10 protein-coding genes and 1 riboswitch are annotated in these 12,515 nt (G+C 70.8%); of the genes, 6 read left to right on the forward strand and 4 right to left on the reverse strand.

Features of this window, described 5'->3' with window-relative positions:
• Positions 1–71: 71 nt before the first annotated feature.
• Positions 72–1,088, reverse strand: a complete 1,017-nt coding sequence (locus tag AC1DN2_RS12940; RefSeq protein ID WP_476850622.1) for a hypothetical protein — start codon at positions 1,086–1,088, stop codon at positions 72–74.
• Between the two features lie 242 nt (positions 1,089–1,330).
• On the opposite strand from AC1DN2_RS12940, the gene AC1DN2_RS12945 reads away from it, so the two are divergent.
• From AC1DN2_RS12945 to AC1DN2_RS12970, 6 genes are all read left to right on the forward strand, one after another.
• On the forward strand, positions 1,331–2,071 hold the full coding sequence (locus AC1DN2_RS12945) for a response regulator transcription factor (protein WP_079551963.1): 741 nt from the start codon (positions 1,331–1,333) through the stop codon (positions 2,069–2,071).
• A gap of 21 nt (positions 2,072–2,092) precedes the next feature.
• A complete protein-coding gene (locus AC1DN2_RS12950; protein WP_476850623.1) occupies positions 2,093–3,703 on the forward strand; it encodes a sensor histidine kinase in 1,611 nt (536 codons plus the stop codon).
• A gap of 183 nt (positions 3,704–3,886) precedes the next feature.
• A riboswitch (cyclic di-AMP (ydaO/yuaA leader) is annotated at positions 3,887–4,046 on the forward strand.
• Positions 4,046–4,885, forward strand: a complete 840-nt coding sequence (locus tag AC1DN2_RS12955; protein WP_476850624.1) for an aggregation-promoting factor C-terminal-like domain-containing protein — start codon at positions 4,046–4,048, stop codon at positions 4,883–4,885. It overlaps the preceding riboswitch by 1 nt.
• Positions 4,886–5,046: 161 nt before the next feature.
• The gene (locus AC1DN2_RS12960; protein WP_476850625.1) at positions 5,047–6,480 is read left to right on the forward strand and encodes a bifunctional glycosyltransferase family 2/GtrA family protein; all 1,434 of its coding nucleotides are present in this window, start codon (positions 5,047–5,049) and stop codon (positions 6,478–6,480) included.
• Positions 6,481–8,553, forward strand: coding sequence for a glycosyltransferase family 39 protein (locus AC1DN2_RS12965; protein WP_476850626.1), 2,073 nt, complete (start codon positions 6,481–6,483; stop codon positions 8,551–8,553).
• Positions 8,554–8,559: 6 nt separating this feature from the next.
• Positions 8,560–10,629: an ArnT family glycosyltransferase gene (locus AC1DN2_RS12970; RefSeq protein WP_476850627.1), complete on the forward strand. Its 2,070-nt coding sequence runs from the start codon at positions 8,560–8,562 to the stop codon at positions 10,627–10,629.
• Between the two features lie 53 nt (positions 10,630–10,682).
• On the opposite strand, the gene AC1DN2_RS12975 is transcribed toward AC1DN2_RS12970, so the two are convergent.
• From AC1DN2_RS12975 to upp, 3 genes are all read right to left on the reverse strand, one after another.
• The gene (locus AC1DN2_RS12975) at positions 10,683–11,363 is read right to left on the reverse strand and encodes an HAD-IA family hydrolase (RefSeq protein ID WP_476850628.1); all 681 of its coding nucleotides are present in this window, start codon (positions 11,361–11,363) and stop codon (positions 10,683–10,685) included.
• A 55-nt stretch (positions 11,364–11,418) separates the two neighbouring features.
• Positions 11,419–11,796, reverse strand: a complete 378-nt coding sequence (locus AC1DN2_RS12980; RefSeq protein WP_476850629.1) for a glyoxalase superfamily protein — start codon at positions 11,794–11,796, stop codon at positions 11,419–11,421.
• A gap of 71 nt (positions 11,797–11,867) precedes the next feature.
• Complete coding sequence (gene upp / locus AC1DN2_RS12985; RefSeq protein ID WP_018774274.1) at positions 11,868–12,503, reverse strand: uracil phosphoribosyltransferase; 636 nt, start codon at positions 12,501–12,503, stop codon at positions 11,868–11,870.
• Positions 12,504–12,515: the final 12 nt, after the last annotated feature.

A 12,515-nucleotide genomic window follows, 5' to 3' on the forward strand; every position in this document is an offset into this window, starting at 1 on the left:
GCCGGCATCGCCGCCGGCCAAGCACGGCGGCACTGCCTGCCAGGTACGGTGGCGATGCCGGCTGCGGCGGTTCAGTTCGACTGGCCGGTGGCCGTCGCCGCGACCACCATGACGGAGGCCGCCGTGTAGCCGGAGCCGTCCTTCGCCGCCACGATCCGCACCGTCCCGCCCGCCACGATGTCCGCGACGCTCAGCTGCGTGCCCGCGCCGCCGGCCTGCTGGCGCCGCTGTTGCAGATTACTCACCACGACGTCGCTGCCCAGCGCATAGCTGCGCGTGAAACCGTCGCTGCTCTTGACCGTCACGGAGGACGAGCTGACCTCGCTCACCGTGCCCAGCTGCTCGGCCATCGTGGTGTACGCGCTTCCTTGCAGCACCACGTATTCGGCGTGCACTGCCGCGGAAAGCCCGCTGCCCATCCCCCCGGCAGCGAAGTCGCCGGGACCGCCCTGCCCCGGCATGCCGCCGCCCGCGAAACCACCTTGCGCGGAACCGTCTTGCGCTGAACCTGGCGCGCCCGGGGCGACACCCTGGCCGCCGGGTCCGCCGGCGCCCGCCCCGCCGGCCGCACCGGTGGCTGCCGTTGCGCTTGAGGTGAGGGCATAGACGCCCGCCCCGGCGCCGACGGCCAGGACTGCGGCGGCTCCGGCGACGGCGAGCCCCCGCTTGAGGGTCCATGGCTTTGCCGCCGAGGCCGTCTTGGCGGAAGTTCCCGGCGCGCCCCAGCCTGTGGCTGCGGCGGGCACAGGTTCCTGCCGGGGCATGCCCCGGGCCGGTTCCGATGTCGGAACCGTCCAAACCGGCGGTGCGCCCCAGCCGCCGGCAGCGCCTGCTTCCGGCCGCCCGCCGTCGGAGTGTCCGGCGTCAGCGTGTCCGGTTTGGACTGTTCCGGCGTCGGTGGGTCCGGCGTCAGCATGTCCGGTTTGGACCGTTCCGGCGTCGGTGGGTCCGGCGCCGTACTTCCAGGCAGTACGGGGTGTGGTTACCGGCGCGGGCGCCGCTGGCGCGCCGGTGGTGGGCGTGGGGGCGGGTACGGGGGCTGGCTCGGGGGCTGGTCCGGAACCGGCTCCGGGATGCTGACCGCTCATGGTATTTCTCCTTTAGGGTGCGGATCGGTGTTCACCCCAGAGTGGTGAGCGATCCTGTGCCTGGGCTGTGCGGGCCGACAGCCCGGCCTGTGACGTTGGCGCCGGACGGTAAAGGGGTTTGAACATGGCCGGCGCGGCCCGTACGGTCCCGCAACGGCATCCAGCTCGCTAGGCTGGGATTCACAGGTGCCGCACAGGGTCCCCAAAGCCCCGCCTAACCGGCAGATCGGAGAGTTGTCCCCATGGCCACTTCGCACTCCATGACCAACAACCTTCCCCAGCTCACGCATCCGGACGGCTCCCCCATCCGCGCCCTCGTGGTGGATGACGAGCCCAGCCTCTCCGAGCTCATGAGCATGGGGCTGCGGATGGCCGGCTGGTCCGTGGCCGTGGCCGAGGACGGGCCCGGAGCCGTCCGGCTAGCCAAGGAGTTCCGCCCCGACGTGCTGGTGCTGGACGTGATGTTGCCCGGGTTCGACGGCGTCGAACTGCTGAACAGGATCCGCGCGTTCGCGCCGGAGGTGCCGGCGCTGTTCCTCACCGCCAAGGATGCCGTCCAGGACCGCATCACCGGACTGGCGGCCGGCGGCGATGACTATGTCACCAAGCCGTTCAGCATGGAAGAGGTGCTGCTGCGCCTGCACCGGCTGGTCCAGCGCTCCGGAGTGGCCGCCATGGACACCGCCGAACTCGTGGTGGGAGACCTCGTGCTCAACGTCGACACCCGCGAAGTCACCCGGGCCGGTGAGGAAATGCACCTGACCGCCACGCAGTTCGAGCTGCTGCGCTACCTCATGGAAAACCCGAAGCGGGTCATCAGCAAGGCCCAGATCCTGGACCGTGTCTGGGACTACGACTTCGGCGGCCAGGCGAACATCGTGGAGCTGTACATTTCCTACCTCCGCAAGAAGGTCGACGCCAACCACGCTCCGATGATCCACACGGTGCGCGGAGCCGGGTACGTCCTGAAACCGGCGGACTGATCCGTGCCCTCACTTTCCGGCATGACCCGCGTCCCCGGACGCGACTGGCGCAACCCGTCGACGTGGCATTTGCGCACCCGGCTGGTCCTGGTCGCCATGGCGCTGCTCGTGGCCATCTGCGGCGCTGTGGGCTTGTTCAGCTACGCCTCCATGGACCTCTTCCTCACCCGGCAACTCGACACCCAGCTGGACCAGGCCTCCCACCGTTCGAGCGAATTCGGCCGGCCCTCCTCGGACGATTCGGGCAGACGCCCCGACCCCCTCGAAGCCCGGGGACAGGGCGTCGGGACGCTTAACGCACGGATAGTGGACGGCGAAGTCAGCAGGGCAGGATTCCTGGCCGGGGACGGCGCGGTCAAGAACCTCTCCCCCGCCGACAACAAGGTTCTCCTGGCCCTCACCCCGAGCGGCGTGTCCGTGGACCGCAGCCTTTCGGCCGGCGCCTACCGGCTCACGGCGGCGCGAACACCGTACGGCGACGTGATTGTGACCGGACTCCCGCTGGCAGAAAAACAAAGCACCCTGGCCTCCCTGGTCTGGACCATGGTGGTGGTGTCCGCAGGCGGGCTCGTGCTGATCGGGCTCGCCGGCACGGCCCTGATCCGGCGGACCATGAAGCCGCTGGAACAGCTCTCCGAGGTTGCCACCAAGGTCTCCCGTCTCCCGCTGGACGCCGGCGAGGTGGCGCTCGGGGTCCGCGTCCCGACGTCGGCGGCCCATCCCGGAACGGAAGTGGGCAGCGTGGGCTACGCGCTGAACAAGATGCTGGACAACGTCTCCAACGCTCTCGAGGCGCGGCAGGAGAGCGAGATGAAGGTCCGGCAGTTCGTCGCCGACGCCTCGCACGAACTCCGCACCCCGCTGACGGCCATTCGCGGCTACACGGAGCTGATGCGGATGACCGAGCATTTCACCCCCGACGGCGAGAGGTCCCTCGCCCGTGTGCAAAGCCAGTCCGAGCGGATGACCACGCTCGTGGAGGACCTGCTGCTGCTGGCGCGCCTGGACGAGGGACAGCCGCTCAAAATCTCCGACGTCGACCTCACCCAGCTGGCCATCGAGACGGTCAGCGATGAGAAAGTCATGGCCCCGGACCGCATCTGGCAGCTGGAACTTCCGGACGAGCCCGTGGTGGTGCGCGGTGATGCGACCCAGCTTCACCAGGTCCTCGCCAACCTGCTGTCCAATGCGCGCAAGCACACGGAACCCGGGACCAAGGTGGTCACGGGCGTTATGCGCTCGGCTGACGGCAGTGCCGTGGTCACCGTGACAGACAATGGCAGCGGCATCGCCCCGGAATTTATCGGCCGGGTCTTCGCCCGCTTCACCCGGGCCGACGCCTCGCGCACCAATCCGGCGTCGAACCCCGCAGCCGTCCCCGCCGATTCTGCCGTCGCGACGGCGAGGGTCGGGTCCGGGGCTCCCGCACGCTCGTCCTCCGGCGCCGTTTCCGGCAGCCGCGGAGGTCACGGCACGGCGACCGCCGCGCCGACGTCCGAGGGCACCAGCGGGTTGGGCCTGTCCATTGTCCAGTCGATCGTGGAGGCCCACGGAGGAACAGTCGAGGTCACGTCCCGGCCGGGCCGCACGGAGTTCGCCGTGCGGCTGCCCGCCTCGCCGCCGCCGGCGTAACCGGAACGGCCGCCGTCGGCGCAAACGGCCCGGACGGTCGACCGGCGAGCCCGGCGCAACCCGACACCCCGGCACTGTGACTCCTGTTACCAAAATGTGACTTAAGCAGCCGGGTCCTGTAGCGTCGTTAGCGTGCGCCGCCATCGGTGCCGCATATCCGGACGGACGCCAAACTCTGCCGCTTCCCGGATTCCGCTGGACCAGGCAGAGGCGGGGGACCCAGAGTTCCCGGGCAATCTGCTTTCATGCGCCCTCGGGGTGAAGCCGACACGTGATGTTCCGTGCGGCCGGATGACCTCATCCGAACCCGACAGCTAACTCCGCCGGCGTTGAGAGGCCACCATGACTGAATTCCAGGTACAAACACGCCCTGACGGCGGTTCGCATTCCCGCTCAGTTGGCGCCGCCAAGTCGCGCCACCGCGCCGAACCGGTCAAGCAGGCATCCGCCCTGTCGCGGTTCGCCGCCGGGCTCGGTGTAACCGGCCGCCGTGCCGCCGTCGTCACCGCCGCGTGCGCGCTGCTGCTGGGTGGCGGCGCCGCGAGCCAGGCGGCAGAGCCGGGCGCCCACACGGCGAACGTTGCGAGCCAGACGGCCACGATGGCTGACCCGCTGGCCAAGCTCAACTTCGAGCGGGTCCAGGTGGCTGGGCCGACCGCTGCCACGGAAAAGAACGTGGCTCCCCAGATCTCGGAGGTTAAGGCAGCCGAAGCGCTGATCCACGCGCCCGCTGCTGCCGCACCGGCAGCCGCGGCAGCACCTGCTCCGGCCCCCGCGGCAGCCCCCGCACCTGCTCCGGCTCCCGCGGCGGCCCCCGCTCCGGCACCGGCAGCCGCTCCGGCACCGGCACCGGCAGCCGCGCCGGTCGCAGTCGACGACCCCGCCGGCGCGCAGGCCTACGCCGCGTCCCAGCTGGGAAGCTATGGCTGGGCACCCGGCCAGATGCAGTGCCTGCACAAGCTGTGGACCAAGGAATCCGACTGGAAGACCACCGCCACGAACGCCAGCAGCGGCGCCTACGGCGTGGTCCAGTCCCTGCCCGCCTCGAAGATGGCGAGCGCCGGCGCCGATTACATGACCAACTACCGGACCCAGATCAACTGGGGCCTGAACTACGTCAAGTCGCGCTACGGTTCCCCCTGCGGTGCCCTGAACTTCCACTACGCACACAACTGGTACTAAACCGGCACTAGCCGCCCCCCGCCCTGGAGGCCCCGGATCCGCATGGATCCGGGGCCTCTTTGCGTCTCCACGGCCGGACCGGCCCCGGCGGCCCGGACTTCCACAGCCCCCGCACAGCTTGACCCTAAAGCCCTCATATGGGCCGCCGGGAAAGTTGAGCCATGACATTCACAGACCAGGCCACAGGAACCCTGCCCCGCTCCACGGCGACGCCGGCCGGCCCGGCGGCCCCCGGGGCACCCTCGGGGCTTGCCCTGGCCGACGCACCCGTCCCGGGCCCGATCGCCGGGGCCCTGACCGTCCCCGGCGGCCGGCGCACGGCCATTGATACGCGCGCCAGCACGCCCCTGCTGGACGTCACCATCCCGGTCTTCAACGAGGAACGGGACCTCGAGGCCTGCCTGCGCCGGCTCCACGCGTACCTGCTCGGCGCCTTCCCGCATTCCTTCCGGATCACCGTGGCGGACAACGCCAGCACCGACGGAACGCTCAAGGCCGCGGAACGGGTAGCCCGCGAGCTGCGCGAAGTGACGGTGGTCCATATGGCAGAAAAGGGCCGCGGAAACGCACTCCGCAAGGTGTGGCTGGCCTCGCCGTCGCCGGTCCTGGCGTACATGGATGTGGATCTTTCCACTGATCTGGCGGCCCTCGGCCCGCTCCTTGCCCCGCTCATTTCCGGGCACTCCGACCTGGCGATCGGGACACGGCTGTCCCGCAACTCCCGCGTGGTCCGCGGACCCAAACGGGAATTCATCTCGCGCAGCTACAACTTCCTGCTCCAGGCCCTCATGGGCGCCCACTTCAGTGACGCGCAGTGCGGCTTCAAGGCGATCCGGGCGGACGTGGCCCGGCAACTGCTTCCCCACACGCTGGACAACGCCTGGTTCTTCGACACCGAGCTGCTGGTCCTGGCAGAAAAGTGCGGCCTGCGCGTCCACGAAGTCCCGGTGGACTGGACCGACGACCCGGATTCCAGCGTGGACATCGTCCAGACGGCCCTCGCGGACTTGCGCGGCATGGCACGGTTGAGCCGGGACCTGGTCTCGGGCCGGATCCCGGTTCCCGACCTGCGCGCGGCCCTGGCCCGCGGACCGCTGCCGGCCGCCTCGCGGGCACAGGAACAAAGCCCCGGCGGAAGCCTCTTCGGACAGCTCGTCCGCTTCGGCAGCATCGGGGTGGCCTCCACCCTGGCCTACCTGGCGATTTTCCTGCTCTGCCGCGGGTTCATGGACCCGCAGCTGGCAAACTTCCTCGCCTTACTCACCACTGCCGTGGCCAACACTGCGGCCAACCGGCGCTTCACGTTCGGCATCCAGGGCGGCAGCCAGGCGGCTCGCCACCATTTTGAGGGGCTGCTGGTCTTCGGCATCGGGCTGGCCCTGACCTCGGGCGCACTCGCCCTCGTTCACGCCGCGTCGGGAGCGGCCCCGGACCGCTGGCTTGAACTGCTCACGGTTACCGCCGCCAACCTGGCCGCCACGGCCGTGAAGTTCCTGCTCTTCCGGTTGGTGGTTTTCCGCCACAGGCCCGCCGCTGCCGTTCCGGCGCCCGGCGCCCCCGATCCTTCCCTCCCCCGCACAGAAAAGGCCAAGTAAATGACGGCAACCATCAGTCCCACCGCCGGAGCCCAGGGCGGTTCCCCGGCCGGCAGGCTGCCGGCCGCCGAGGAACAGCCACACCAGGTTCCCGGAGACGGCGGGACGGCGCCCCATCTGCCCGCGTCCCCGGCGCCGGCCGCCCAAGGCCGCCGGGACCGGCTGCTGTTCGGACCGCAGCCCCGCTGGGTGCGGCCCGCGGCAGCGCTGCTCCTGGTGGTCTCCGCGGCGTTGTACCTGTGGAATCTGGAGGCCACCGGCTACGCCAACTCCTTCTATGCCGCGGCGATCCAGGCCGGGACCAAGGACTGGACCGCGCTGCTCTTCGGCTCCCTCGACGCCGGCAATGCCATCACGGTGGACAAGCCCCCGGCCGCACTCTGGATTCCCGCCCTCGCGGGACGGATCTTTGGTTTCTCGGCCCTGAGCATGCTCATTCCCCAGGCGCTCATGGGAGTGGCCGCCGTCGGGCTTCTCTACCTGACCATCAAGCGGGTGTCCGGGCCGGCCGCGGGCCTGCTCGCCGGCGGCGCCCTGGCGCTGACCCCGGTGGCCGCCCTCATGTTCCGGTTCAACAACCCGGACGCGATGCTCACCCTGTGCCTGGTGCTGGCGGCCTACCTCACCACCCGCGCCATCGAGAAGGCCGGCTGGAAGTGGCTCGCCGCGGCCGGCGCGGTCATCGGCCTGGCGTTCCTGAGCAAGATGCTGCAGGGCTTCCTGATCGTTCCCGGGCTGGCCCTGGCCTACCTGTGGGCGGCGCCCACCACCCTCGGCCGCCGGCTCCTGCACCTGCTGGCCGCCGCCGCCGGGATCGCCGTCGTGGCCGGCAGCTACGTTGTGCTGTTCCAGCTGACGCCGGCCTCGGTCCGGCCGTACATGGCGGGGTCTGAGACCAACAGCTTCCTGGAACTGACGTTCGGCTACAACGGCCTGGGCCGGATCACCGGGTCAGGCGGGGGCATGCCCGGCGGAGGAAACCTGGGAGGCAACGCCGGCGGCCCGGGAGGCAACGGAAACGTCGGCTTCGGCGGCGCGGCCGGGATTACCCGGATGTTCGGGACCAGCTTCGGCGGCGAGGTGTCCTGGCTGCTGCCGGCGGCCCTGATCCTGCTGGCCGCCGGGCTGTGGTTCACCCGGCGCGAGGCCAGGACCTCAAAAACCCGTGCGGCGCTCCTGCTGTGGGGCGGCTGGCTGGTCATCACTGCGGGGATCTTCAGCTTCATGAGCGGCACCGTACATCCGTACTACGCCGTGGCGCTGGCCCCCGCCATCGCGGCGCTGGCCGGCATCGGTTCCCTGGAACTGTGGCGGGGCCGGGCCTACTGGCCCGCCCGGGTTGTCCTGGCCGTGACGGTGCTGGCCACCTCAGTCTGGTCCGCCGTGCTCTTGGGCCGCGACCCGTCCTGGCTTCCCGGGCTCCGGGTGATCGTGGTGGTCCTGGGCGTCCTCGCCGCCGCGGCCCTGCTCCTGCGGGCGGACGGCATGGCGGCTCTCCCGGCGCGGTTCCGCAAGGCCGCCACGGCCGGCGTCGTGATTCTCTGCCTTCTTGCCGGCGGGCTCGGAAGCACCGCGTGGACACTGGCGACCGTCGCCCAGCCGCATTCCGGTTCGATCCCCACGTCGGGCCCCACCGCGTCCGCGATGGGCGGCGGCTTCGGGGCGGCAGGCAGGACCGGCAGTGACGGCGCCGGCACTGACGGCGCGGGCAGTGCCGGCATGGGCGGCGGCCCCGGCGGGGAAACGTCCTCGGCGGAGTTTACCGCGCTGCTGAAATCCTCCGGCGCCAAGTGGTCCGCGATTGTCTCCGGCGCCACCCAGGCTGCGAGCCTGGAACTCGCCACCGGCACCAGCGTGATCGCGCTCGGCGGCTGGAACGGCGGCGACCCCTACCCGACGCTCGCACAGTTCCAGGCGATGGTGGACCGCGGCGAGATCGGCTACTTCATTTCCGGCGGCATGGGCGGCATGGGCGGAGGCCGCGGAGGCAACTCCGAGGTCGCCACCTGGGTCGCTGCCAACTACCAGGCCCAGACCGTGGGCAACGCCACCGTCTACAAACTGGGAGCGTAGACCGCCATGACTGACACCCTGAGCCCCCGCCCCGACACGGCGCCGGGGCGGCCGCGGCCGCAAGCCCGGGACCGCCGCCGGCGACTGGAGCCCCCGGCTGCCGGCGGCACGCGCGCCGTCCCTGGCGCCCCGGCCCTGCGGATGCGGCTGGAACTGGCGGGGCTGCTGCTGGCCACGGTCGTGCTGTACCTGTGGAACCTGGGCGCCTCCGGCTGGGCAAACGCGTTCTACTCCGCGGCGGCCCAGGCCGGGTCGGAGGATTGGGCGGCCTGGTTCTTTGGCTCCTCCGACGCCGCCAACGCCATCACCGTGGACAAGCCGCCGGCGTCGCTGTGGGTGATGGGCCTGTCGGTGCGGATCTTCGGGCTGAGCTCCTGGAGCGTCCTGGTGCCGCAGGCGCTCATGGGGGTCGGCACGGTCTGGCTGGTCTATCTGGCCGTCCGCCGGGCCGCGGCCCCCGCCACGGCCGACGCCGGCCTGGCCCACCGCGCGGGGCTCCTCGCCGGTGCGGCCATGGCCCTGACACCGGTGGCCGTGCTGATGTTCCGGTTCAACAACCCCGACGCCCTGCTGGTGTTATTGATGACCGCGGCCGCCTACGCCGTCTTGCGCTCCATCCAGGACGCGCGCGTGCGCTGGCTGCTGTTCGCCGGGGTGCTGCTGGGCTTCGGGTTCCTCACCAAGCAGCTGCAGGTCCTGCTGGTTGTCCCCGGTTTCGCCGTGGCCTACCTGCTCGCGGCGCCGGCAGCGGCAGGCAGGCGCATTCTTCACCTGCTCGGCGCGGGCGCGGCGATGGCCGTCGCCGCCGGGTGGTGGCTGGCCGCGGTCGAACTCATTCCCACGGCGGACCGCCCGTACATCGGCGGCTCGCAGAACAACTCCATCCTGGAACTGACCCTGGGCTACAACGGCCTGGGTCGGCTGAACGGCGATGAAACCGGGAGTGTGGGCGGCAGCAACGGCTGGGGTACCCCCGGGCTGTTCCGGCTCTTCAACAGCGAGTTCGGCGGCCAGATCGCCTGGCTGCTGCCCTCGGCGCTGCTGCTCGGAGCGGGGTTGCTCTGGCTGGGCCGCCGCGCGCCGCGCACCGACCCGGTACGGGCCTCGGTGATCATCTGGGGCTCCTGGGTTGCCGTTACCGGGCTGACGTTCAGCTTCATGGCCGGGATCATCCACCCGTACTACATGGTGGCGCTGGCGCCGGGGATCGCCGGGCTCGCCGGGCTCGGCGGCGTCCTGCTCTGGCAGCGGCGGAACCAGCCCGTGGCCGCCGCCGTCCTCGCGGTGGCGATCGTAGCGGCCGGCGCCATGGCCGCCGAACTTTTGGTCCGCACCGCGGCGTACATGCCGTGGCTGCGCTGGGTGACGCTGCTGGGCGCGCTCGCCGCCGCCGGCCTGGTGCTGGCCGCCGCGGCCCCGGGCGCCAAGGGGGCCGCAGCGGTGAAGGGGACGGGGATGATGGCGTCCAAGACGGTGGCGCGAACGACGGCGGCGCTCGCCGTCGCCGCGGCCTTCGCCGGTCCGCTGGCCTACTCGCTGTCCACCGCGGCCACGGCCCACAGCGGCTCGATTGTCAGCGCCGGGCCGTCCGTGTCCGGACGGGGCGGGGCCGGGATACCGCCGGCCCTCGGCGGCGCGGCAGGAGGCGGCTTCGGCGGTGCCACGACGGCCAACGGCACAGGCACAGGCACAGGCCGCGGACCAGGGGCGGGCGGAATGGGCGGCCTGCTCGGGGCCAGCACGCCGTCGGCGGCGCTCGTGGCCGCGCTGCAGACAGATGCCGGGCCCTACACGTGGGCCGCCGCCGTCGTCGGATCCAACAACGCCGCCGGCTACCAACTGGCGACGCAGCTCCCGGTGATGGCCGTGGGCGGGTTCAACGGCACGGACCCCGCACCGACCCTGGCGCAGTTCCAGCAATACGTGGCCGACGGCAGGATCCACTACTTCATTGCCGGGCGCCTGATGCAGGGCGAAAGCGGAGCCAACGACGCCGCGCAGATTGCCGCCTGGGTGCAGGACAACTTCACCGCCCGGACCGTGGGCGGGACCAGCGTGTACCTGCTGGCCGGGTAGGCGGGCGCCGCCGTCAGGTCCGGGCCGGGCAGCGGCGGGCTAGAAGGTGGGGGCTAGAAAGTGAAGGACAGGGTGCGCAGGCCGGCGCCGGTGACGTGTGTGGTCACGGCCACCCCGGAGTAGTCGGGAATGTGCAGCACACCGTCCGGCAGTTCGCCGGCATTGGGCCCCACGGCCACGGTCCGGACGCCGGCGGCGATGCCCGCGGCAATGCCTGCCGGGGCATCCTCGAACACCACCGCATCGGCCGGGGCGACACCCAGCAGGGAGGCCGCCCGGAGGTATCCCTCAGGGTGGGGCTTGCCCCGCATGACGTCCTCCGATGTGACCGAGACGGCCGGGACGCCGATCCCCGCGGCTGCCATCCGGACCCCGGCCAGGTCCCGTGACGCGCTCGTCACCAGCGCCACGGCATCCGGCGGCAGGCTCGCCAGCAGCTCCGGCGCGCCGGGAACCGGAACAATGCCCCGGGTCTCGGCCAGCTCCATCCGGCCGAGCTCGGCCGCGAGGGCCTGGATGTCGGAACCGGCCGGAGCAAACCTGCGGACGGTGTCCATGGCCTGGACGCCATGGGAGGAGCGCAGGATCTCGCCGATGTCCAGGCCGTAGCGGGCCGCAAACGTGGTCCACACCTGCTCCACGATGCTGGTGGAATCCACCAGCGTGCCGTCCATATCGAACAGGACGGCGCGGGCGGTCAGGGTGGTGGTGCCGGAACGGGATGCAGAGCTCATGCCTCCATCCTGCCGCATGGCCCCGGGTCAGCCTGCCGCGCGGAGCCTGCCGGGATCAGCCGTTGGGCCGGTGGGGGATGTACTGCACTGCCCACTTGTTGCCGTCAGGGTCGGCGAAGTGGACAAAGTGCCCCCAGTCCTGGACGTCGACGTCGCTGACGTCCACTCCGTTGTCCTTGAGCTGCTTGTGCGCGGCCTGGATGTCGCTGACCACAAGCTGCAGGCTCGGTGCGGTACCGGGCGGGGCGTCGTTGAGGCCCTCACCGATGGCAATCGAGCAGCCGGAGCCCGGAGGCGTCAACTGGACAAACCGGAGGCCCTCCATGGGCCGTTCGTCGTAGTCGGCGTCGAAGCCCACCTTATTGACGTAGAAATCCTTGGCCCGGTCCACATCGGACACCGGCACAAACACGAGTTCAAGTTTCCAATCCATGGCGCACAGGCTAGCGCGGTCCGCGGCGACGCGGAAGGGATCCTCCGTGTTGCGCCTCGGCGGCGCCGCTCCTAGCCGGCGATGCCGTACAGGCGGTCTCCGGCGTCGCCCAGGCCGGGCACGATGTAGGACTTCTCGTTGAGCTTCTCGTCGATCGAGGCCAGCACGATCGTGACGTTGGCCTCTGAAAGCTCTTCCTCCAGCTTGGCCAGGCCCTCCGGGGCGGCAAGCAGGCAGATGCAGGTGACGTCGGAGGCGCCGCGCTTGAAGAGGAACTTGATGGCCTCGCGCAGGGTCCCGCCGGTGGCCAGCATGGGATCGAGGACGAAGATCTGCCGGTCCGTGAGGTCCTCGGGGAGGCGCTCGGCGTAGGTGATGATGTCCAGGGTCTCTTCGTCCCGGGCCATGCCCAGGAAGCCGACCTCGGCCGTGGGGACCAGCTTGGTCATGCCCTCGAGCATGCCCAGCCCCGCCCGGAGGATCGGGACCACCAGCGGGGTCGGCTTGGTGAACGCGGTGCCGACGGTGGTGCTGACGGGGGTCTCGATGGTCACCGGTTCGGTGCGGACGTCACGCGTGGCTTCGTACGCGAGGAGCGTGACAAGCTCCTCGGTGAGCTGGCGGAAGACCGGGGACGGGGTGTTCTTGTCCCGCAGAACGGTGAGCTTATGGGCGACCAGCGGGTGGTCCACAACGAGAGTGCGCATGGGTCAAAACTA

The sequence above is a fragment of the Arthrobacter sp. 01L42 genome (assembly GCF_056400005.1).